General features: G+C 42.8%; 19 protein-coding genes. 11 read left to right on the forward strand and 8 right to left on the reverse strand.

Annotated elements, in window-relative coordinates:
- Window position 1: 1 nt before the first annotated feature.
- Window positions 2-2,878, reverse strand: a complete 2,877-nt coding sequence (locus tag NG798_RS17865; protein ID WP_261225052.1) for a CHAT domain-containing protein — start codon at window positions 2,876-2,878, stop codon at window positions 2-4.
- Between the two features lie 269 nt (window positions 2,879-3,147).
- Between NG798_RS17865 and rseP the strand changes: the two genes are divergently transcribed.
- From rseP to rpsN, 3 genes are all read left to right on the forward strand, one after another.
- Window positions 3,148-4,500, forward strand: a complete 1,353-nt coding sequence (gene rseP, locus NG798_RS17870; protein ID WP_261225053.1) for an RIP metalloprotease RseP — start codon at window positions 3,148-3,150, stop codon at window positions 4,498-4,500.
- Between the two features lie 180 nt (window positions 4,501-4,680).
- A complete protein-coding gene (nth, locus tag NG798_RS17875) occupies window positions 4,681-5,370 on the forward strand; it encodes an endonuclease III (RefSeq protein ID WP_261225054.1) in 690 nt (229 codons plus the stop codon).
- A gap of 65 nt (window positions 5,371-5,435) precedes the next feature.
- Window positions 5,436-5,738 (forward strand): 30S ribosomal protein S14, encoded by a 303-nt coding sequence (rpsN, locus tag NG798_RS17880; protein ID WP_261225055.1) that lies wholly within the window; start codon window positions 5,436-5,438, stop codon window positions 5,736-5,738.
- Between the two features lie 88 nt (window positions 5,739-5,826).
- Here rpsN and NG798_RS17885 read toward each other — a convergent pair whose 3' ends face one another.
- Entirely contained in the window at window positions 5,827-6,159 is a 333-nt protein-coding gene (locus tag NG798_RS17885; protein WP_261225056.1) for a hypothetical protein, read from the reverse strand.
- A 179-nt stretch (window positions 6,160-6,338) separates the two neighbouring features.
- Here NG798_RS17885 and NG798_RS17890 point away from each other — a divergent pair, with 179 nt between their 5' ends.
- Window positions 6,339-8,459, forward strand: coding sequence for a serine/threonine-protein kinase (locus tag NG798_RS17890; protein WP_261225057.1), 2,121 nt, complete (start codon window positions 6,339-6,341; stop codon window positions 8,457-8,459).
- 204 nt (window positions 8,460-8,663) lie between these two features.
- Here NG798_RS17890 and NG798_RS17895 read toward each other — a convergent pair whose 3' ends face one another.
- The 3 genes from NG798_RS17895 to NG798_RS17905 all read right to left on the reverse strand — a co-directional run bounded on the left by NG798_RS17895 (window position 8,664) and on the right by NG798_RS17905 (window position 11,930).
- Window positions 8,664-10,094 carry a hypothetical protein gene (locus tag NG798_RS17895; protein WP_261225058.1) on the reverse strand — a complete coding sequence of 477 codons (1,431 nt, stop codon included), beginning with the start codon at window positions 10,092-10,094 and terminating at the stop codon, window positions 8,664-8,666.
- Between the two features lie 127 nt (window positions 10,095-10,221).
- Window positions 10,222-11,073 (reverse strand): metal ABC transporter permease, encoded by an 852-nt coding sequence (locus NG798_RS17900; RefSeq protein ID WP_261225059.1) that lies wholly within the window; start codon window positions 11,071-11,073, stop codon window positions 10,222-10,224.
- Between the two features lie 41 nt (window positions 11,074-11,114).
- The gene (locus NG798_RS17905) at window positions 11,115-11,930 is read right to left on the reverse strand and encodes a metal ABC transporter ATP-binding protein (RefSeq protein ID WP_261225060.1); all 816 of its coding nucleotides are present in this window, start codon (window positions 11,928-11,930) and stop codon (window positions 11,115-11,117) included.
- A gap of 166 nt (window positions 11,931-12,096) precedes the next feature.
- Here NG798_RS17905 and NG798_RS17910 point away from each other — a divergent pair, with 166 nt between their 5' ends.
- The 4 genes from NG798_RS17910 to serS all read left to right on the forward strand — a co-directional run bounded on the left by NG798_RS17910 (window position 12,097) and on the right by serS (window position 17,188).
- On the forward strand, window positions 12,097-13,056 hold the full coding sequence (locus NG798_RS17910; RefSeq protein ID WP_261225061.1) for a metal ABC transporter substrate-binding protein: 960 nt from the start codon (window positions 12,097-12,099) through the stop codon (window positions 13,054-13,056).
- Between the two features lie 52 nt (window positions 13,057-13,108).
- Window positions 13,109-13,894, forward strand: a complete 786-nt coding sequence (gene modA / locus NG798_RS17915; RefSeq protein WP_261225062.1) for a molybdate ABC transporter substrate-binding protein — start codon at window positions 13,109-13,111, stop codon at window positions 13,892-13,894.
- Window positions 13,895-13,930: 36 nt separating this feature from the next.
- On the forward strand, window positions 13,931-15,769 hold the full coding sequence (gene modB / locus NG798_RS17920) for a molybdate ABC transporter permease subunit (RefSeq protein ID WP_261225063.1): 1,839 nt from the start codon (window positions 13,931-13,933) through the stop codon (window positions 15,767-15,769).
- 141 nt (window positions 15,770-15,910) lie between these two features.
- Window positions 15,911-17,188: a serine--tRNA ligase gene (gene serS, locus NG798_RS17925; RefSeq protein ID WP_261225064.1), complete on the forward strand. Its 1,278-nt coding sequence runs from the start codon at window positions 15,911-15,913 to the stop codon at window positions 17,186-17,188.
- A gap of 159 nt (window positions 17,189-17,347) precedes the next feature.
- Here serS and NG798_RS17930 read toward each other — a convergent pair whose 3' ends face one another.
- Both NG798_RS17930 and NG798_RS17935 read right to left on the reverse strand, forming a co-directional pair.
- Window positions 17,348-19,099, reverse strand: coding sequence for an ATP-binding protein (locus NG798_RS17930; protein WP_261225065.1), 1,752 nt, complete (start codon window positions 19,097-19,099; stop codon window positions 17,348-17,350).
- 241 nt (window positions 19,100-19,340) lie between these two features.
- A complete protein-coding gene (locus tag NG798_RS17935; RefSeq protein ID WP_261225066.1) occupies window positions 19,341-20,138 on the reverse strand; it encodes a glutathione S-transferase family protein in 798 nt (265 codons plus the stop codon).
- A 104-nt stretch (window positions 20,139-20,242) separates the two neighbouring features.
- On the opposite strand from NG798_RS17935, the gene NG798_RS17940 reads away from it, so the two are divergent.
- From NG798_RS17940 to NG798_RS17950, 3 genes are all read left to right on the forward strand, one after another.
- The gene (locus NG798_RS17940; protein WP_261225067.1) at window positions 20,243-20,848 is read left to right on the forward strand and encodes a fasciclin domain-containing protein; all 606 of its coding nucleotides are present in this window, start codon (window positions 20,243-20,245) and stop codon (window positions 20,846-20,848) included.
- A gap of 203 nt (window positions 20,849-21,051) precedes the next feature.
- Window positions 21,052-21,642 (forward strand): fasciclin domain-containing protein, encoded by a 591-nt coding sequence (locus NG798_RS17945; RefSeq protein WP_261225068.1) that lies wholly within the window; start codon window positions 21,052-21,054, stop codon window positions 21,640-21,642.
- Window positions 21,643-21,770: 128 nt separating this feature from the next.
- The gene (locus NG798_RS17950; RefSeq protein ID WP_261225069.1) at window positions 21,771-22,346 is read left to right on the forward strand and encodes a fasciclin domain-containing protein; all 576 of its coding nucleotides are present in this window, start codon (window positions 21,771-21,773) and stop codon (window positions 22,344-22,346) included.
- 51 nt (window positions 22,347-22,397) lie between these two features.
- Here NG798_RS17950 and NG798_RS17955 read toward each other — a convergent pair whose 3' ends face one another.
- Window positions 22,398-22,955 (reverse strand): alpha/beta hydrolase, encoded by a 558-nt coding sequence (locus tag NG798_RS17955; protein WP_261225070.1) that lies wholly within the window; start codon window positions 22,953-22,955, stop codon window positions 22,398-22,400.
- Between the last annotated feature and the right edge of the window lie 184 nt (window positions 22,956-23,139).

Genomic DNA, 23,139 nt, shown 5'->3' on the forward strand with positions numbered 1-23,139 from the left:
TTTACCAAGGACTACCAATCATTGTAAACCCTGACCAAAAATAAGGATGTGATAAATTAAGGTTTTGTTGTTTAGCTAACCCCGCCGGCAATACTATCGCCCCACGAGAATTTGTACCCCGCAACTCGCCATTTTCTATCCGCACTTCTCCTCGCAACATTGCTAACTGTGCTTGACGTAATGCTTCGGCTTTTATCGGCACATTTTCCAACTCTTTATAAAATTCACTCATTAATCCTAATGTGCCTTCATCGCTGACATACCATAGGGATGCTAAGGCTGATTTTACACCACTTCCAACTGCCAGGCCGGCAAATCCTAATTCGGCTTTTTCATCACCTACCGCAGTTTTGCAAGCACTCAAAACCAATAACTCCACCGGCGGCTGATTTAATCGCAAAGAGCGTATTTCATTAAACCCTAATTTTTCATTCCAGAACTGAATATAAGAATTATCTGCATCACCAGAAGTAAATTCAGCATGGGTGGCAAGATGCACTATTTTATAATCATTATTTTGACGTTGGTTAACGATATTATCACGGGTAAAGTTTTCATTTAAAAATGCCTCTCCTCCTTGTTCTGCCGTAATTGTTTTCAACTCCAAAGGCACTGCCGGTAACGCATTTAATTCTCTAAATTCCGATGCACCCATTGCCAAAACTGGCGATTTTTGGATATTTTGATAACGCGCATCCATTAAACTTATACTCGGAACTAAGCCCAAGCTATATTTTTCTACTAAAAATTGTTTTCCATCATGTAATGCTGCCACTGGTAAGGTGCGTAAACCGCTATCCATACTAAATAATAATGTATTGATTTTTGCCTTAATTAAATCAGCTTCTAGCGGGGCAATTATCCACTGATAAAGTTTTTGAGATGACTCTAAATAATTGGTGTTGTTGCGCTTAACTACATTGGTAAGAGATTGAGTAAATTTAGATGCTGTCTGCAACAAAATTTCTTTACCGGCATCTGGAACTGTCAGCCGCACAGGTTCACCCTCTGGGGTATATAAAATCAATTCTAATTCATTCGGTAATGCTGTTACATAAATGATCGCTGTTCGGTTTCCAGTTTCTTCTAAAATCTTGGTCAAAGCATCTCGCAAATTTTCCACGCTCATCATTTTAAAATCTGCTTTATTCCCAAAAAAGTTATTATATTCTTGGCTACGATTTCTTTCAATGGTATTGATAGCATCTCTCAGGTTTATTCCTGCGCCTGGTGGTGGGTTTGAGGGTAAATTTGCTAAACCGGCTATACGATTTTTATCTATGGGCTCAGCCGGTTTTTGTTCGCCATTTCTGTCTGGTTGCGAAACTCTTTCACCGGCTTGATTATTGTTAGAATTATTGTTAGAATTATTGTTAGGATTTCTCGGTTGAGGCTCATTAGGAGAATTGGCAGGAACGCGAACCCCCATTTGGTTTTGAGAATTTATCGCCCTGACTGAAACATTACCCCCTTGATTTATCACTATATTTCCAGGGTTCCCATTAGCGGGATTTGGAATATTTCCCGGTTGATTTATCCCTATATTTCCAGGGTTTCCATTAGCAGCCGGTGGAACATTACCCCCTTGATTTATCAGTATATTTCCAGGGTTTGTATTAACAGCAGATTGAAAATTACCCCCTTGATTAATAATGTTATTTCCAGGGTTTGTCTGGGATTCAATGGTTAAAATATTACCCCTTGCAGGACTCACATTTCTCGCCGCAATATTTCCAGCCGAATTGAGGGGATTGCTAGTTTGTATTGCTATATTTGTTTCTCGTGTGGGTGCCGGTAATGTACCACCCGAATTGATGTTATTATTAGGGTTAGCAACTTCTAGGATTATGTTGCCGGTGGCTGAGGTTCGGGTAACGTTTGATGGAGGTGGAGTTTCACCGGCCTGCTGAGCGTTTATTTGCTCTACATTGTTACCTAAAATATTTACATTACCGTTGCCATTTTCTGATAAAACGTTTAAATTACCAGGGGCAATATTTATCGGTGAATTTGCAGGAATTACAATATTTTTCTGAGTTAAAATCACATCGCCATTTTCATTCACGATTAAGCCTGTAGCAGAGTTAACAGCGTTTGAGCCGGTTAATAATTGTGGTAAACTTAAAGGCGTAATCGGTGCAGGAACTAAGCCAGAATTGGGGACAATTTCTAAATTTAAAATTCGTCCTTGTTGAGAAATCCTCACAGAATTATTGCCAGGAACAGCAGTCAGAGAAATATTACCGCCAGGGGAGGAAAGAATGCCGGTATTAATAACATTTCCCCCAATCAACGTAAGATTATTTTCAGGTCTTAAACTTAAGTTGCCGGTATTGACAATTGAGCCTGGTTGTGAAACTGCAAAATTAAAAGCGCTGGGAGTTCCAACTAAAGCCCCATAATTATTACCACCAAAAGCATTGAAAAAACCGTTATTAAATCCCATGCCGGTAGCGGTGGTAACTGTGAAGGATGCCGGCACATTTAGACTGGCATTTGAACCGAACATGATGCCGGCGGGATTCATTAAAAATAAATTAGAATTCCCGCCTGTTATTTGTATTAACCCGTTAATATAAGAAGCATTACCGCCGTTGATTCTACCTAAAATATTGAGGATATTAGGATTAGAGATAAAATTGGCAATTTGCCCTGGTGATAAATTAAATTGAGTGAAACTATGAAAAAGGTTTGCCCCATCGCCAGAAAGACTTCCGCCGGTGATATTAAATTGATTATTCTGAGGAGTAACAAGAGTGCCGGTGCCGTCGGGGGAGGGGGTGATAGGTTGAGCTAAAATAGGACTAGCGAACGTGCCGGCACCAGCAATAAATGCTCCGCAAGTTAGGGCAATAACCACCGTATCAAGAGAATTCATTTTTTTGAACCTTAAAAACAATAACCGAAGCTAAAATTATCGGCGTTCGCTACAGAAAAAGCTTACCTGTTCAATATTTGGCAAATTCTGCCCTTGTTTGTATGCTTCACTTATAATATTCCCGAAGAGCAGTAATATAAACACCCTTGGCAGTGGTGTGATGTTTCTGATGGCGGTTTTCCCTCTGAATGTGGGATTTATTACCATCTTAATTTCTTGCCATAATAATAAAAGTAGTAAAATAAAACACCAAAAGCAAAAAACCCTTCATGTCAGTATTAGCAGCCATCGGCGTCTTAGCCCTCCTGATCGTCATTCACGAACTTGGCCACTTTTTAGCAGCCAGACTTCAAGGAATCCACGTTAACCGCTTCTCTGTCGGCTTTGGCCCTATTTTGTGGAAATATCAAGGCCCGGAAACCGAGTATGCTTTGCGTGGTTTTCCCCTGGGAGGCTACGTCGGCTTTCCTGACGACGACCCCGAAAGCACTATCCCTCAAGACGACCCCAACTTATTGAGAAACCGGCCAGTCCTTGACCGCGCTATCGTGATCAGCGCCGGCGTTATCGCTAATCTAATCTTTGCCTATTTTCTCCTTGTCGCCCATGTTGGCCTGGTTGGCATCCAACAAATGCAGCCCGGAGTCCAAGTTTCCCAGATCGCCAACAGTCTCAGCGTCGCCGCCGCCGCTGGCATTCAACCCAAAGATATTATCCTCTCTGCGGACGGCCAAAACCTCGCCACCTCGCGTCCGGGTGTCCAAACTTTCCAAAAAATTATACAATCCAACCCCAACGAACCGATTACCCTCACAATTGAACGAAACACACAAAAACTAAGGCTCACAATAGTCCCCAAAGCAGATAATCAAGGAATCGGGCGGATCGGTGTTATCCTGAAACCGAATGAAACCGGCCCTGGTGTGACGGTAGATCAACTCACACCGGAACTCAGCCTCACTAGCACAACACCTATTCAGAAAGGCGACATCTTGGTTTCTGCCAATGGGCAAAGCTTAAGTGAATCAACCACCGGCCTGCAACAATTGCAGAAAGTTATACAAGATAGCAACAATCAGCCGGTGGAAGTTGTAATTAAGCGAGGCGATGAAAATCTCACAACTCAAGTGAGACAAGAAGGCGACCAAAGCAAGAAGCCGGTGGTTTTGCAACTGGCTCCTAATGTTCAGAAAAAGAAAACCAGTAATATTTTTGAAGCCTTTGGTGCCGGTGCCGAACAATTTGAAAAAATTGTGGTTTTAACTGTTCAAGGTTTCGGACAATTGGTGAGTAATTTTAGTTCTACTGCTGAACAAATTGCAGGGCCGGTTAAAATTGTCGAACAAGGTGCCAAACTCGCCGAAAACGATATTACAAATTTGTTTTGGTTTGCGGCTCTGATCAGTATTAACTTAGGTGTGCTGAATATTCTGCCTTTACCAGCCCTCGACGGCGGGCAACTTGCTTTTCTTCTCATCGAAGGTTTGCGCGGAAAACCCCTGCCTACTCAGATCCAAGACGGTGTTATGCAAACCGGCCTAATGCTGCTTTTGGGATTGGGTATTTTCTTAATTATCCGCGATACCACCCAACTTGAATTTATCCAAAAATTGTTTCAGTAGGGCGATGATCTGCTCACAATTTATATTATTTTTGTGGGCAGAGGTTTTGTTTTTTGAGGCTGGATCTGTTTTAGATTTTGTCTTTTGAGGTTATTCTTTTAACCGCAGCCTGTAGCAGGCAAGATGCCTGCTCCACAAATAGATTATTTGTTGTGTGCCGGATTTAGTATATAAATAGCAATGATTACTACGAAAAAACGTAAGCCTAGTCTTAAACAAAGAACTCTGGAAATACTGATTCGACTTAAAAATCTTTACCCAGAGGCTAAATGTAGTCTTAATTATGAAACTCCCCATCAACTGCTTGTCGCTACTATTCTGTCGGCGCAATGCACGGACGAACGAGTTAATCAAGTTACTCCTGCTCTTTTTGCTCGCTATCCTGATGCTGCCAGTCTAGCAGCAGCAGATATTACGGATATTGAAACGTTGATTCGTTCCACCGGCTTCTACCGCAATAAGGCAAAAAATATCCAAGGTGCCAGCCGCATGATTGTGGAAAAGTACAATGGCGAAGTGCCGAAGCGTATGGAACTACTGCTGGAACTCCCCGGAGTTGCTCGCAAAACTGCTAATGTGGTTTTGGCCCACGCCTACGGAATTAATGCCGGTGTGACGGTGGATACTCACGTTACTCGGCTTTCGCGTCGCTTGGGATTGACGCCACAGCGAGACGCGATCCGCATTGAACGTGATTTGATGCCGCTTTTGCCCCAAACTGACTGGGAAAACTTTTCAATCACTATCATCTATCACGGACGGGCTATTTGTACGGCCCGTAAACCGCTTTGTGACAGTTGCGATCTTGCCGATCTCTGCCCCAGTGCCGGTTTACCTTTGGCTCAAATGCTGGATGCAATTGAAAAATAGCTATTGCCACCGAAATGTAATATGATGGGAAATAGTGACTTTAATTCTAACTAGAAAAATTTTTCATGGCTAAAAAGAGCATGATTGAGCGTCAGAAAAAGCGCCAAGCACTGGTGAATAAATACGCTCAAAAGCGTGAAGATCTAAAAATCGCCTTCGAGCAAGCGGAAGACCTCGACGACAAAATCGCAATCCACCGGGAAATTCAACAACTGCCCCGTGACAGTTCGAGAACTCGTTTGCGGAACCGTTGCTGGTTGACTGGACGCCCCAGAGGCTATTACCGTGATTTTGGCCTCTCTCGAAACGTGATCCGCGAAATGGCACACCAAGGGTTACTCCCCGGCGTTGTCAAATCAAGCTGGTAGTCTCAACACACAATGAAGATTTGGCTTTTAGAAGACGTTGCATCTAAAAGCCAAAATCTCAACTTTTTGTCAAGGATAAATATTAAATTTATTGACCGCAACAGCGTGGGTTGATATCAAGACTTTGGAGCAGAAGATCACTCACAGCATTAGCGACGGCAAATTCGCCAAAAAAGCTTTTAGAAAAATCAAAGGCTTGCATTTCGGTAACGATGGCGATGACTAATTGGCCAACGTCATTTTCGCCTTCCATGCGATGTCGCACAAAAATTTGCGCTGCACGTTCGGCAATTGTCTCATTGACGGGCTCTGGGAGGAATTCTTGATCGAGCCATTCGTGCAGAGTTTTTTGTAACCATTGCCCTTCTTGTTGAGGGTTTTGGGCCGGTGGTAGTGTGATGGGTGGAATTGGCTCAGACATTTGCTCAACGCCAGAGGAAATCAAAGGTTAGGAAATATTTTAGCAGCCGGTGGGGAATTTTTTTTTGTGTTCAGTATTCTGGGGCTTATGCCGGTGGGCAGAGCAACGGCCTCCGGGCTATGTAAAAATGATTAATTGCAAGACGGATTGCTATTCAACCAAATACGGCACGAAATCTCATGCTGCAAACAACTCTTGGTGGACGCTATCAAATTATCAATCATTTGGGAGGAGGCGGTTTTGGGCAAACTTATCTGGCGGAAGACTTGCAGTTACCAGGCAACCCCAAGTGTGTTGTTAAAAAACTTCAACCGCAAGCAAGTGATCCGGCGACGCTAGAGACGGCTAGGCGGTTATTTGAAACGGAAGCACAAATGCTTTATAAGTTGGGAAGTCACCCGCAAATTCCTAAACTTTATGCTTATTTTGAGGAAAATAACGAGTTTTATTTGGTGCAAGAGTTTATTGAGGGGTGTAGTTTAATTGAGGAATTTAAGGGGAATGCTGGATGGGAGGAAGCTAAGGTTATTAGTTTGTTGCGAGAAATTTTAGAGATTTTAGAGTTTGTTCACAGCCAAAATGTGATTCACCGTGATGTTAATCCTCATAATATTATTCGCCGGGCAACGGATGGGAAGTTAGTTTTAATTGATTTTGGTGCGGTGAAACAAATTACGACGCAATCATTTAATGCTTTGGGGCAAACAAATTTAAGTGTGATTATTGGCACGCCCGGTTATATGCCAAGTGAGCAAGCAAATGGTTTTCCCAAACCGAGTAGTGATATCTATGCGGTAGGGGTTTTGGCAATTCAATCGCTGATAAATATTTACCCAAATCAGTTTAAAACCGATGCGAATACTCTGGAAATTATCTGGCGCGAGGGCGTTGGGGTGAGTGATGAGTTAGCGGTGGTTCTTGATAAGATGGTGCGCTATGATTTCCGCCAGCGTTATGCGTCGGCGGGGGAAGCTTTGCAGGCTCTTCAAAATATGAAATCTGGCAAGTTGCCAACAATGCCGGTGGGCGTTTCTTCGCCGGCTAAACTCCAAGTTAGGGGGAGGATGTTGATTAAGGCTTTGTTGGTTTTGGTGCTGGGGTTTGGGGTGAGTGCGGCTGGTTATTTTGCTGTTCAAGTTTTTAATAATTCTAGTGCCACAGGTTTATATAATCAAGCCAATACGCTGTTAAAGTTAAAGCGTCAAGAGGAAGCTATTAAGCTTTTGGAAAAGGCGGTAAAGCTGAAACCTGATTATGCGGAGGCTTGGGAAATTCAAGCGCAGGCATTTTATGGTTTAAAACGTTATAAAGAAGCGCTGGAGGCTTTTGATAAAGCTATTTATTTTCAGCCTGAGTTTTTAGAGGCTTGGGTGGGGCGGGGTTTGGTTTTGGCGCAGCTAAAAAAATATAATGAGGCGATTGATGCTTTTGAGCAAGGGTTGAAAATTCAGCCAAATTCTGCAAAAGTTTGGTATGAAAAAGGGGAGTTACTTTTGCAGTTGCAGCGTTATGATGAGGCTGTGGTTTCTTATGAGAAGGCGTCAGAATTTCAGCCTAATTTCTATGAGGCTTGGGAACGTCGCGGCTGGGCTTTACATAGTTTAAGGCGCTATGAAGATGCTGTAAATTCTTATAAAAAAGCGGTTGAAATTAAGCCGGATTATGCCAAAGCTTGGTATAATATGGGCAATTCTATGGCTCGTTTGGAATGGAAAAAAGAGGCGGTTAATGCTTATGAGAAAGCGGTAAAATTTGACGATAATTATTATTTGGCTTGGAAAAGTTTAGGGAATGCGTTAAGTAATTTGCGGGAATATAAGGAGGCGCTTGAGTCTTATCAAAAAGCGGTGAGTTTGAGGTCAGATGATGCGGAAAGCTGGTATCAGTTGGGCTGGGGATGGCATCAGTTAAGCCGGTTTGATAAGGCGCTTGAGGCTTATAATACGGTGCTAAATTTGCAGTCTAATTATCCGGGGGCTTGGTATAATCATGGCAATGTTTTATATACTTTAAGGAGGTATGAAGAGGCGGTTAAGTCTTATGAGAATGCGGTTGATTTGAAGGCGGATGATTATCAGGCTTGGTATAGCAAGGGTAATGCTTTGTTTCAGTTAAAACGCTATGAGGAGGCGAGAGTTGCTTATCAAAAAACGGTGGTGATTAAGCCGGATTTTAAAGAAGGAAAAGATGCTTTGTTGAAAATTGAAAATTTGTTGAATAAAGAGGGGGATAAGCAGGCTTTTAAGGATAATAAAAGCTGGTCTGGTTTTAATTTAGACTTGGGCCGTTTTTTTGATTGATGCAGGATTTTTTAAGAGACTGGTTGAGAAAAAAATGATTGCTTAGTCATTTGGCAAGATAAAAAAAAATGTGGATTGTTTGCGCGGCAATCAGGCGGGGAGATGGGAACTTTATATCTGTAGCGTAGGCGATGAAATTCCTTGAGGGGGTATTGATTTTTGGTTTCGGTTTTCGATGGGTGAGGAGGGGGTTTTGGCGGTTAATTAAGGGAGTGCTTCAGTCGGAGGAATGCGGCGTCTGGGGTTGGTGAAAATTGTTAAAGGATCGCCAATAGTTGTAATTTTCCAAGGTTCCATTTCAAGCTGACGAACAGCGATTAAAAAAGGCGAGGAACGCTGCAAACGCCGGGCAATTAATTTGGGGGGAATGAAAGCGGATAAGTAGGGTTCGTGAACGCTGCCAGTATAAAGATAAGCGCCATTTTCTAACCAACGACCGGCGATGGTATCTTTATCATCGGGAGTGGTGGCAGACCAACTGTGGAGAAAATGAATGGCGGAGGGATAATTGAGTTTGGGGATGTCTTTGACGGTGGCGTATTGTTGAGCACCGGCATTAAAATTTGTGGGACTGCCGGAGGAATTAACTAAGATTAAATCATATTCCCATTTTTTGGCGGCTAAACTTTGCCATGTTTCTAAATCAGAGGCCGGTCTTTCTACCATTGTGACATCAATTCCCATTTTTTTTAGTTCTTGGGCGGCTTCGATCATTTCATATTTTTTCCAGTTTCCTTGTTTGGGATAACTGTCATAAAGAATGGCGGTTTTTGGTTGCAAGAATATGGCAGACATGGCTTGATATACGCTGCGGGCCGGTGTTCCGTAAATCCAGCCAACAATGGCCCAGCGGCTCTGATTTAAATTTCGACTTAGGCCGTCTGTTACTGATAAAAATTCGCTGCTTTTGTTGGGAGATTGATATTTAACGGCGAGGCTACGGACAAGGGTGATGGTATCAATGGAGTCTGCCTGATCTTGATAGGAGTAGCCGGTGGTTTCTACGCCTTGTTTAATGGCATTTTCTAAGGTTTCCCACTGTTCGGTTGTGAGGGTGTCGTTAGGGTTGCCAAAATCATCTTCTAAAAACACTAAAGGCTGTCCGCGATCTGCTGCTAAGGCAACGGCTGCCGGCCATGCGGGGTCTGTGGGGGAGGTGAAAACTACCCCTGGCGGTTCCCAGCCTAAATCATCCCATTTTTTTTTCAAGGATGTATTATCTGTTGCTTCCCATGCGGTTGCAACGGCTTTTAACATGGCTTCTGGCAAGTTTTGATTGGGGGGAGATTGCACTGCCGGCATTTTAATAATTTGGGCCGGTTTAAATTTATTAATAAATAGGCGGGTGTATTGTTTATCTTCGATTAAAATTGGCCAGCGGGCTTTTAAACTCCATTTGTTAATGGCTGCTAAAAAGGTGGTTTCGTCGGGAACTATGACGACGCGATCTAGGGTGGGAATGCGCTTATTTAAAGTTGCTATTCGCCGGCCGGTTTGGACGGCCCAAGGTTCGGAGGCATCGGCTTCTAATCGGGCAAAAGGTTTGTTTAATTTTGGTTGCGTTTGTATTAAAATAATCGCCAGGGAGACGATTAAAATTATTACAAAGAATCCCCCAAATAAACGTTTTCCCATAACTGCCTCTATTGTTGCCTTTTGTTATTATACCCTTGGTTTTCTGATTCCCACAACTTTAAAAAGCCGATTTCTCTCAGAAACCGGCTTTTTATTCAGGGTTTAAATTGAGTTGTAGGGCATAGTTTTATTTGCTATTGGCAAAAAGTTTTTGCGTAAAAACTCCATAACTGGGGCTAAAAAATAAAGCTAAAACAAATAATCCTGAGACAACTAAGACAATAGCTGGGCCAGAAGGTAGGTTATAAAAATAACTGAGGTACATTCCGGCAATGCTAGAAAAAATGCCAAGAATTGCGCCTAAAAACATAACTTGATGCAGGCGAGGGACGAGTAAATAAGCTGTGGCACCAGGGGTGATTAATAGGGATAAAACTAGCACCACTCCGACTGCTTTCATGCTGGCAACAACGGTGAGGGCGATTAATACCATTAAGCCAAAATTTAGCCAATTAACCGGCAATCCGACGGCTTTGGCACCGGTGGGATCAAAGGTGTAAAACAGCAGTTCTTTATACAGAAAAACTACTACTAATAAAACTAAACCGGCGATTAAGGCTGTATCTCTAACTTCTGCCGAAGAAACGCCTAAAATATTTCCAAACAAGAAATGATTAAGGTCAATTTTATTGTCTTTTTGCACAAGGGTAATTAAGGTGATTCCCAAGGCAAAAAACGCGGATAAAACAATGCCCATTGCGGCATCTTCTTTGATAGGTGAATGGGTGCGAATCCAAGCAATGGCAACGGTGCTGAGGATACCGGCAATAAAAGCACCGATGAAAATATTTCCCCCTAAAATAAAGGAAATTGCCAGTCCTGGTAAGACAGAATGACTAATGGCATCGCCAAGCAAGGCGAGTCTTTGTACCATTAAATAACTGCCGACAACAGCACAAGTTAATCCCACCAAAATTGCAATAATTAGGGAACGCTGCATAAAGCCGTATTGCAATGGCTCAATTAAGGATTCTAACATAATAGGGAGTGGGAATTTTTGAATGGTTGATGGGGATAATTTTAGGCAGCTTCTGAGAAAAACATGACATGACCACCATAGGCAAGGTAGAGGTTTTCTGGGGTGAGGACTTGTTGACGAGTGCCGGTGGCGATGACTTCTTGATTGAGTAAAATTAAGTCATCAAAATGGGTAATGGATTGGCCTAAATCGTGGTTAACAACTAAGACAATTTTTCCGGCTCCTGCTAGTTCTTGAAATATCTTAAAAATGATGCTTTGGGTTTTTTGATCGATGCCAACAAAGGGCTCATCAAAACAGAAAATTTCGGCTTCTTGAGCGAGGGAACGGGCTAAAAAGACTCGTTGTTGTTGTCCGCCGGAAAGATCGCCTATGCGGCGGTTACGATAGTCGAGCATTCCGACGCGAGATAAAGCATTTTCGGCAATTTTGCGGCTGACTGTGGAAAATCGGCGAAAGAGGCCGGTTTTTCGGACTCTGCCCATCATCACGACATCCCAGACGGTGGCGGGGTATGTCCAGTCTATTTGTGAGCGCTGGGGAACATAGGCGATGCGGTGGAGTTGTTGTGAGAGCGGTGCTGTATCGCACAATACTTGGCCGGTGTGGCTAGAAACTAAGCCTAGCATGGCTTTGAGGAGGGTACTTTTACCGGCCCCATTCGGCCCAATGATGCCGGTGAGCCGGCCACTACGGATAACACAATTAACATCGCGTAAGGCTTCGACGTTGCGGTAGTTGACTCCCAAATGGCTGACGGTGATGCTGGGTGCCGGTTCTGCTGTGTCAAAGGCTTGATAACAATGGGTTTGCCAAGGGTGGCATTTGGTGTGTTTTAGTTGTTTGGAAATGTTCATGGCTAGTGGCTAACTTATATAAAGTGCTTTTTTTGGGTGCGATTTTAACCGCTGCTGTTTGGAAGATTTGGGCAGTTGGGTTGACTTTTTTACCAGCATACCCCAAAAATGAAAGAAAAATGAAAAAATCTATAGACCGGCTTAATCCGATAGATAGAGGTAGCTTATGATTATCAGTCAAAATAGAAGAAACCTTTGGAGAATAGGATTTTTAATTGTTTTGTCCGTCTGGGTTGGTGGGTGTATTCCGCAATCAAAAAATGAGCAAAACACAGCAGGAAATAAGCCGAATGTCGTAGCAACTAGCACAATTATTGAGGATTTGACAGAAGAGATTGCTGGCGATGAAATTAAGCTAACCGGCATTTTAAAACCAGGGACAGATCCTCACGTTTATGAGCCGGTGCCGGCGGATACGGTAGCATTAGAAAAAGCCCAGCTAATTTTGTACAATGGTTATAATTTAGAGCCTGGTTTAATTAAGTTGATGAAAACGGCGGGAGGCAATGCCAAACAGGTGCCGGTGGGTGAAGTTTCCCAACCGTTGCAATTAGAAAAAAATGGCGAAAATGTACCCGATCCGCACGTTTGGGGAGATGTAAAAAATGCAATTAAAATGGCAAAGGCGATTCGAGATGAGTTAATAACGCTTTCTCCAGAAGACAAAGATAAATTTACACAAAATGCAGCAAAACTAACCGCAGAATTGCAAAGTTTAGATGAATGGATTAGCAAACAAATTGCTACAATACCGCCAAATCAACGGCGATTAGTGACAACTCACGATGCTTTTCAATATTATGCTAATGCTTATAAATTGGAAATTATCGGAACATTAATCGGAATTAGCACAGAAGAACAACCAAGCGCACAAACCGTGAAAAGATTAGTCGATTCTATTAAATCTGCACGAGTGCCGGCTGTTTTTGCAGAGACAACAATTAACCCAACTTTAATTACAACCGTAGCAGAAGAATCCGGCGTCAAATTAGCACCAAAACAGCTTTATTCTGATTCGGTTGGGGCAGCCGGCAGCGAGGGTGATTCTTATATTAAAATGATTGTGGCTAATACGCGAACTATTGTCGATGCTTTGGGGGGAAAATCTCAGCCGTTTATGCCTTAAGTTTTTTGAGTTATGGTAAAATTTTCCTTTGTTTAAGATTAACATTGTTAGCATGACTCAAAAAAATCTGCTTATTATTATTTGTTTGGTTGCCGGTTTTTTCTTATCCCTGGTGGTGGGGAAAACCTGGTTTTTATCACCGGCACCCCAACGAACAAATTTAACGGTATCCGCTGCGATTAGTCTCACAAATGTTTTGCAAGAAATTCAGCCTCTTTATCAACAAAGTAAGCCGCAAGTTGGGGTTACTTATAATTTTGGGGCTTCCGGTGCATTGCAGCAACAAATTGAACAGGGGGCGCCGGTGGATGTGTTTATTTCCGCTGCTACAAAACAGATGGATGCTTTAGAGAAAAAAGGGTTATTGGTGGAGGATACGCGGCTTAATTTGCTGAGAAACAAGCTAGTTTTAATTACCCCAAAAAACGGCGCTGCAATTAGCAATTTTAAGGATTTAAGCCTGTCAGATATTAAGCGGATAGCAATTGGTGAACCTAAAAGCGTGCCGGCGGGGCAATATGCTCAGGAAGTATTGACAAATTTGGGTACATTTAATCAACTTAAATCAAAGTTAATTCTCGCTAATAACGTCCGGCAAGTTTTGACTTTTGTTGAAACCGGCAATGTCGATGCTGGCATTGTTTATTTAACCGATGCAAAGGAATCAAATAAAGTCCAAATTCGCGCCACAGCCCCGGAAAACTTGCACTCTCCGATTGTTTATCCGGTGGCGGTTTTAAAGAATAGCAAAAATGTTCAAGCCAGCAGAGATTTTGTTGATTTTATGAAAGGCAATAAGGCAAAAGCTGTGTATGAAAGGTACGGATTTGGCGTTTAAATAAAGGCTGGTTTTATTGCGATAGCAAATTAAGTAATGAGGCCAAAAATTGCCTTATTTCAAGGTCAAAAAGCTATGGAAAGTCAATTTGATTTCTCTCCCTTATGGATATCTTTTAAAACAGCCACAACCGCAACAATTATTACTTTTTTCTTAGGAATAGCTACTGCAAAATGGATGCTAGAATATCGCGGCAAAGCCAAACCTGTCATCGAAGGTTTATTGATTTCGCCTTTAGTTTTGCCGCCGACAGTGGTAGGATTTTTGTTGCTATTGTTGTTTGGCAAAAACGGGCCGGTAGGGCAATTTTTATCACCAATTAACATTAATATTATTTTCTCATGGCCGGCCACAGTCATTACAGCAACGGTGGTAGCATTTCCTTTAATGTATAAAACTGCTTTGGGTGCTTTTGAGCAAATTGATGCTAATTTGTTGAGTGCCGGTCGCACATTAGGAGCATCAGAATGGCGAGTTTTTTGGCATATTATGTTACCCTTAGCATGGCCTGGAATTTTAGCTGGGACTATTCTATCTTTTACCCGCGCATTAGGGGAATTTGGCGCAACTTTAATGCTTGCCGGCAATATTCCAGGGCAAACTCAAACAATCCCAATGGCAATTTATTTTGCTGTAGAAGCAGGAGATATCCGACAAGCTTCTCTGTGGGTAATTATTATTTTAGCTATTTCTTTAAGTGTTCTCACAGCCATTAACTTATTGCCAGCAAAAATCAGCCGTCCCCAGGTTATTAGTAAGGTTGAAAAAAATCACTTTATCCCTTCGTTACCTCTGAGCAATAATGATTTTCTGAAAGTAGAAATAGAAAAAGAATTAACCGGCTTTTCTTTAAAAATTGCCATGAATGCCGGTAGAGAAACCTTGGGAATTTTAGGCGCATCTGGGGCTGGCAAAAGTATGATATTGCGCTGCATTGCCGGTTTAGAAACTCCCAGCCAAGGCAAAATTATCTTAAATAATCAAGTTTTATTTGATTCACAGCAAAAAATTAACCTCCCCCCCCACCGGCGCCGCGTTGGAATTGTTTTTCAAAATTATGCCTTATTTCCCCATCTCAATGTCGCTCAAAATATTGCTTTTGGCTTGCATAATTTGCCCAAAAACCAACGAAACCAACTTGTTAGGGAAAAAATCACCCAAATGCAATTACAAGGCTTAGAAAACCGCTATCCGCATCAACTCTCTGGCGGGCAACAACAACGAGTCGCCTTAGCAAGAGCCTTATCCACAGAACCGGCAGCCTTATTATTAGATGAACCATTTTCAGCCCTTGATACTTATTTACGGCATCAACTCGAAAAACAACTAAAAGAAATCTTGATAAATTATCAAGGAGTAGCCTTATTTGTTACTCATAATCTTGAAGAAGCCTATCGCCTTTGTCAAAATTTAATGGTGGTTGATAAAGGAAAAATTGCTGCTAAAGCACCAAAACAAAATATCCTTGAACGTCCTTCTAGTTATGCCGTTGCGCTGTTAACCGGCTGTAAGAATTTTTCCCGAATTAACAAGCGCGGATCTGATTGTGTGGAAGCCCTCGACTGGGGCTGTACATTGCGGGTTAGTGGGCCGGTTTCGGAATCTTTAATTTTGGTGGGAATTCGCGCCCATCACTTAATTTTAACAAAGAATTTCAAAGGAGAAAATATCTTTCCTTGTTGGTTAGCGCAAAGCAGTGAAACTCCATTTAGGATGACACTTTATTTAAAACTTCATTTTCCCGCCACCCATTTGCAAGACTATCATTTGCAAGCAGAATTATTTAAAGAAAAATGGGAAAAAATCAAAGATAAGCCGTTTCCTTGGTATGTAAAATTAGAGCCAAAGCGGTTGATTTTGATGGCAGAGAAGTAAGGGGGGACTAGGGACAGAATGCGTTACCATCGCAGTTGAGTTGTCTGGCACCGGCTTTTTACCCATCCCCACACATTGCCCAACCCCCACAGGATAAGATAATCTAATAAACTGCCAACTACACAATTACAGCAAAATCTCGTGCTCGATCTCAAACAAATCCGCGAAAACTCAGAAGCAATTCAACAACGCCTCAACCTACGCGGCGGAAACTACGATTTACAGCCAATATTACAACTCGACATCGAACAAAGAGAACTCGAAAAAAACCGCTCTCAACTGCAAGCACGCAGTAACGAAATCGGTAAATTAGTCGGCCAAAAAATGAAAGCCGGCACCAAACCAGACGATCCAGAAATCATTTCCCTCAAAGAAGAAGGAAACCAACTCAAAACTCAACTCGCAGAATTAGAACCCCAAGAAAAACAACTCAAAGAACAAATTCAAACCCAACTCCTCACATTTCCCAACCTCCCCAGCGCCACAACTCCCACCGGCGCCTCCGAAGACGAAAATATCGAAATTCGCCGTTGGGGAGATGAATATATCCCCCAAAATTCCGTTTTACCTCATTGGGAAATCGGCGAAAAAATGGGGATTTTAAACTTTGAGCGTTCTGCCAAAATTGCCCAAAGCAGATTTGTAACTTTAATGGGGGCCGGTGCAGCCCTAGAACGTGCTTTAATTAGTTTCATGTTAGACCGGCATATCAAAGCAGGTTACACCGAAGTTATCCCCCCAGTTTTAATCAATACCGCCTCCCTCACCGGCACAGGACAATTACCTAAATTTTCCGAAGAAAGTTTTAAATGTGCCGACGATGATTTATGGCTCGCACCCACCGCAGAAGTACCCGTCACAAACCTCTACCGAGATGAAGTTCTCGAAGCAGAAAAACTACCGATTAATCACTGTGCTTATACTCCTTGTTTTCGCCGCGAAGCCGGCAGTTATGGCAAAGATACACGCGGTTTAATTCGCCTCCATCAATTCAATAAAGTTGAGTTAGTTAAATTTGTTTCCCCAGAAACTTCCGAAGAAGAACACCAAAAACTTGTAGCCGATGCTGAAGCAATTTTACAAGCTTTAAAGTTGCCTTATCGTGTGATTGAACTCTGCACCGGCGACCTTGGCTTTAGTGCTGCGAAATGCTACGATTTGGAAGTATGGCTTCCTTCGGCTGGGAAATATCGTGAGATTTCCAGTTGCTCAAATATCCATGATTTTCAAGCTAGACGTGCCAATATCCGCTTTAAAGAAGCCGGTAAAAAAGGAACTCAATTTTTACACACACTTAACGGTTCTGGTTTGGCTGTTGGACGCACTATGTCGGCAATTTTGGAAAATTATCAGTTAGCTAATGGGACTATTCGTGTGCCTGAAGTTTTACAAGTTTATTTGGGGCGCGAAGTTTTGTAAGATTTAACCGCAGATAAACGCAGATAAACGCAGATGGGTTTTCTGTTTTTATCGGCGGTTAATTGTTTTTAGTGGCGCAGGCGTCCCGCCTGCGATTGCGATGAGTACACAAATGCGTTTATCCGCGTTCATCTGCTATAGGATGCGGTTAATTATTCTCTAAAATCCTAGGTCATATTTGGCTGCTTCTGCGGCTGCGATTAGTTCTTCTTCTGGCATTTGTTCATAGTCTGGATCGCCGATTTCTGCGTAAAATTGCTCATCATAGGGACGAGTTTGGACTACTACCGGCATCGGGACTGCATGACCTAATATTAATGCTTGTTGTTTAGAATCGAGTTTTGCTAATACTGATTTTAAGCTATTTCCTCCAGACACGCCGGTGAAAATTGCGTCAATGTCTTTATTATCATTTAATAATGCTGTGATCCGTGTTCCAATTTGCGACATTACTTCGTTATCAATTCCTGATGGACGTTGATCGACAATTAACAGCGTTACAAAATACTTTCGCATTTCTCTGGCAATTGTGCCAAAAATTGTAGACCTCACACAAGCTGGATCTAAAAAACGGTGTGCTTCTTCAATCGTAATTACTAGCTGTCGGGGCCGGTCATTGATGCTTTTTGTTTGCAAATATAACTCTGATTTCTTGACATAGCTTTCATGGATGCGCCGCGAAATCATGTTTGTTGCCAACATATAAGAAAGCATATTTGACTGGGTGCCAAATTCGATAATAACGTGCTTTCCTGCACTCAAACTTTGTAAGATTTTATCAATATAATTAGTCTTGCAAGAAGGCTGTAAATATTTGAGTTCATTCAACTTCATTAATTTGCGTTGCAACGCCATGATTGAGGATTTATTCCCGCGTTTCTCTTCGCAAAAAATCTGGATTTCTTCATTTTCCATTGCCAAAAGTTGATTAATCCAAGATGACTGAAATTCAGCCCGCAAAATCCGGGCATTTTCTATCGCCGCATCGGAAATATTTAACTCGCGTTGCACTAATTCCACATCTTCAACGTCAATATGATCGTAGCTGAGATACAATTCTTGAGCATCTCTGACACCCCGCCGGCGTGTTGATTCTGGATCAAGGGTATAAATTTCTACCAAACTTGGAAATAATTGTCGCAAACCTTTAACTGTACTGCCTTGTTTTGCTTCTGTCATAGCTTCCCAGCCATACTCAGAGTGCATATCAAAAATTAAATTTACCGCCGCTTGTTTGCGAATTACACCCGAAAGTAAAAGGCGAGTTAAAAAAGATTTGCCGGTGCCAGATTTGCCAAAAACGCCATTACTACGCTCTACAAATCGGTTTAAATCTATGCACACCGGCACGTCCATGTCAAGCGGTTGACCGATGGCAAAGTTTTTACGCAGGGGGTCATCTTCCCAGCCAAAAACACACCTAAAATCGCGCTCTGTGGCATCAAAAACCTGGGAAAAATGGCTGGGAATTGTTTTCACCGGCATTAACTCCATTTGTTCACTACTCGCGGCTTTATAGGAAGCCAAAGCAGAAGAATTTTGCCCAGATTTCTTTTTGGATTTTTTGCTTTCTGTTTCTAAAATCGTGCTAGGACTCCAGCCATTATCTGCAACTTCTGGAGTCAGCATCAGCATCGGTGAAAGTTCAATGGTGCCATAGGTGCCGCTTCCTGCTAAAACGGCTTGCAAAAAATCATCTTCCGGCAAAGGTGGGTTTGCCATAATTCGCGGACTTGATGTGCCTAAAGAAACATCCGTCAGCATACAAAAAAAGTGCGAACGCACGCCGCGAACTACCAAAAATTTACCGACGCGCATATCTTCGACGGAAACATCCGGGTGAAGGCGTACTTCTAACCCTTCACTTAACGAGCCTTGAATTACTGAGCCTAACGGCTTGTCTGCACTCATGCCACACTTTATAAACTCTTTTGATCATCTTAAGATGATTTTTGCATCAACAGCAAAAATTACTTAAGGCTAAAGCTTGCAAAGGAGGTTCCCAGGTAGAAACCCAGGAACCAAAAATATCTAGGCTGCGGGACTTAGACACCGGCCCAGAAAAGGTTTTTTAGCAATTTTCCGGGGTTAACCCCAGTATTTTTGTCAAAAAACCCGCTTTCTAACATCGCTTAATTCCTAGAAAAGAGAATTAATCGATTTGAATTGAGGTCGGTCTGCTGCTTGACGAAGAGGTAGTTGTGGGAATTAGCGGTTGCCTGTATTCTGCATACAACCGATCTCGCCAGTTGAAAAAGATTTCATAGTCTGGGTTATCCGCAATTCCGGCAACGCCTTTGCCGCGCAGGGTTTCCGGTAAGTCTAAATACGGGCCGGTGGGGAATTTTAACAAGATTGACAAACCGGCCACTGCAAAATCAGCCACCGTTGGGGTATTTCCCAGCAAATAGGGGACTTCTTTGAGGATCGTGCAAAGTGCCTCCAAACTTTGTTTGATGCTGTCGGTGGCGCTGCTAACCGCTTCTGGGGTTGCGCCGAGTCCGATACCCAGGGTTTTGAGGATATCCGAGGGGACTGCTTCGACCAAGTTTTTCAGAAAATCTGGTGTCGCGGCGGGGAGTAAGGCGCTGCGGAAACGTTGGTCTTGGCTGAGGCCGCTAAATAAAACTTTGCGGCTTTTTTGTCCGATGGATTCGTCGGCCCATTCTTCTAAAATTGTGGTGAGTGCTCGCTCTTTGGCATCGCTGGGATAGAGGGGCCGGTCGGGATATTGCTGGTCTAGGTATTGGGCGATGGCGGTGGAGTCGGCAATAACGATGTTTCCATCTTTGAGCACGGGCAGTTGCCGCTGGCCGCTCAGCCGGTAGACTTCCAATTGTCCTACGCCTGGGGTAACTTCGATTTTTCGGTATTGCAAACCTTTGTAGTCAAGGATCAGCCGGACTTTTTCGCTGTAGTGCGACAGTTCAAATTGATAAAGTTCTAACACTGTGGTTCTCCTGTGAGGGGTTTGTCCCCTTCTGATTAGTTGAAGTGTGTCATATTGTTTAATATATCTTTACAATCTCTTCACACAACCAGGAGATCACCCCAGTGAAAAATCAAAATTTGCTTAGCTTTGGCAAAAAAGTTGCGGCTGCTGTAACGGTAGCAGGCACAATGATGTTGCTGAGTGTGCCGGCGGATGCTAAAAATTGCGACAGCCACAGCGCTGATAAAGCACCAAGTGCCGGTGAGACTCAACCTGTGGCCGGTGGGCCTTCGGGGGCAACTCAGCCATCCAATATTGTCCAAATTGCCAGCCGCAATGCTTCTTTTAGTACGCTGACTCGTGCTGTGAAAGCTGCCGGTTTGGTGGATACGCTTTCTGGCCAAGGCCCGTTTACGGTTTTTGCTCCCACTGATGCTGCTTTTGCGGATTTAGAAAGACAAGCACCCGGAACTTTGGAGACGCTTCTTAAACCCGAAAATAAGGCTAAATTGGTTCAAATTTTGACTTATCATGTTGTGCCTGGTTCTGTGAAGTCTACTCAGCTTAAGGCCGGTAATGTCAAAACTGTTGAGGGTAGCGCGGTGGCTGTTAACCTTGATGGCGGTAAGGTGATGGTTAATCAAGCCAACGTTATCTCTGCGGATCTCGAAGCAAGCAATGGCGTTATTCACGTTATTGATAAGGTGATTTTGCCTCCTAACCTTTAGGGCTGAGTTAAGAAGAATTTAAGCGATTTTAATCTACCCCGGTTTCTGGCTGGAAGCCGGGTTTTTAACGTCGGCTCTGGGATTCGACATCTCAGCAATGGCAATGGTACACTGACATAAAGGTTTTAGTTGGGTTTTTTCATAAGCACAAATTCACAAAGACAATGCTTTTTATTGAGCTTTGCAGCTAAGGGAAAACAATAATGATTATCAAAAATCGGAAAAATAAGTTTAAAAATTTGGGATGTGTGATGGCAATTTTGGCCGGTGCTTTGGTGGGGGGGCCAGTTGAAGCACAATATTATTACGGGCCGAGTATTTTTAGCCCGGTTGTTTATTCGCCGACTCGCGGGACGTTGTTGGCTCAACTCAAGCAAATGGATTGCAAGAATTTGGTTTCTGTGTTAGAAAAAGCTCCGAAGGAATTGGTAGATCGCATCAATAAAGGCGAAGCTCTGACTATTATTGCTCCCACAGATGCGGCTTTTGCAGAATTTGGCTCTGAGCAAATTGAAGAGTTAATGAAACCGGAAAATAAAGATAAGTTGGTGGAGTTTTTGTCTTATCATTTGGTGGCCGGTCAAATCTCTGAAGCGGATATTAAGGCGGGGGAAATTAAAACGCTTTCTGGTGTGCCGGTTCGCTTAGAGGCGGAGGCGACTTCCCAAGAATTTAAGATTAATGATGCAAAATTGGCCGATCAGCCGCTTCTGCTCAAAAATTCCGAGAATAGTGATGTGGTTGTGGTAATTGTTGATAAAGTGCTTGTACCACCGGCAAGGCAATCAAAATAATTTTAAGGGCGGGTAAGTTTTCTGCAATTACGAGGAAAACATCAAGGCTCTGGAACTTAAATTTAAGGAAAAGCGTCTTGTTGATTTTAAATGTTTGATAATTTCTCCCAAACATATCCGAGGTATTTATGCAGGCCAGATATAAAAATTTAATGCTCAAAGTTGCTGGCTTTGTGGGAGTTGTGGCGGTGAGTCTGGCAAATAGCGGGGCGGTGCTGGCTCAGTATTATTATGGGCCGAGTTTTTTTAGTCCGGGGGCTTATTATCCTGCAAGAGCAGGTTCTTTGATTGGGCAGTTAAAACAGTTGGGTTTTAGTAGGTTGGCACGAGTTTTAGAGGGTTCTCCAGAGTTAGTTAATACGCTGAACCAAGGCGGGCCATTTACTATTTTTGCACCCACTGACGAAGCGTTTGATGCTCTGCCGGCCGGCACTTTAGAGCAGTTAATGAAAGATAAACCGCAATTAGCAAAAGTTTTGTCTTATCATTTGGTGCCAGGAAAAGTCACAGAAGCCGATATCCAAGCGGGACAGGTGAAAACTTTGGAAGGTAATGTAGTGAATTTGGGCGTGAATGCGGCAACAAACCAAATTACTTTGAATAATGCGAAGCCGGTGGATGATTGTTTTAATATCAAAAACCGCAGCGATAATACGATTACTTTTGTGGTAATTGATAAGGTTTTGTTGCCCCCACAACGTTAAGATATAGGCGGGGGAAAGCCTAGCAAAGATTTGGTTTTTTCCCCCCGCCGCTTAACGAAAAATCTCAGGAACTCTCCGCATAGCTTCCTTCATTCCTTCACTTAACCGGCCCAATTTTTCTGAAGCTTCCACAATCCGATCTCCCTCAACGTGCAATTCGGAAGAGGGATAATTTTCGATTATTTCTAAGAGCGAAACTTGATTATCTTCGCTTGCAGAAAGCACAATTGCCGAGCGCAAAGCGACGCGGTTTGCAGTGGTTGTGGGGGGATGAATGACTACAGAAATTTGATCGAGGAGTACCCCTCCCAAGGGATGATTGAGGGCTTTATCTGCAAATAATAAATCCACCGGCACTTGTCTTGTTAGTGCTTTGCGTGTTTGTTCGCTATCTCTTTGGGAGACACGCAAAACATCTTCCAAGGCGGGGGAAACTTCGCCGGTTTCGGCAAAATTTTGCAAGTCTTGCAGGGGGATAGATGCCTGATGAATGCCGGCATTAATCACTACTTTTTCGGCTGCGTTTGCCTGCAATATTCCTCCACCCAAACCAACAAAAAAGCTGGGGAGGACAAGAAAACAAAATGTATGTAATTTGGATAACTTCATGGTTGCGATTCGTGGTTAGGGGTTGGGTATTGGAGACTGGGAAAATAGGTTTTTTGTTTCTACATTAATTTTATGTTTGTTTGGTGATTTTAACCTCTAACCAATGGCTAATATCTCCTCTGGCTGGGGCAACCACACAAGTTTTTTTCCCTATCAGAAGGGGGGGATTTTGAGTATTGACAAA

It is taken from the genome of Ancylothrix sp. D3o (assembly GCF_025370775.1).
GTDB lineage: Bacteria > Cyanobacteriota > Cyanobacteriia > Cyanobacteriales > Oscillatoriaceae > Ancylothrix.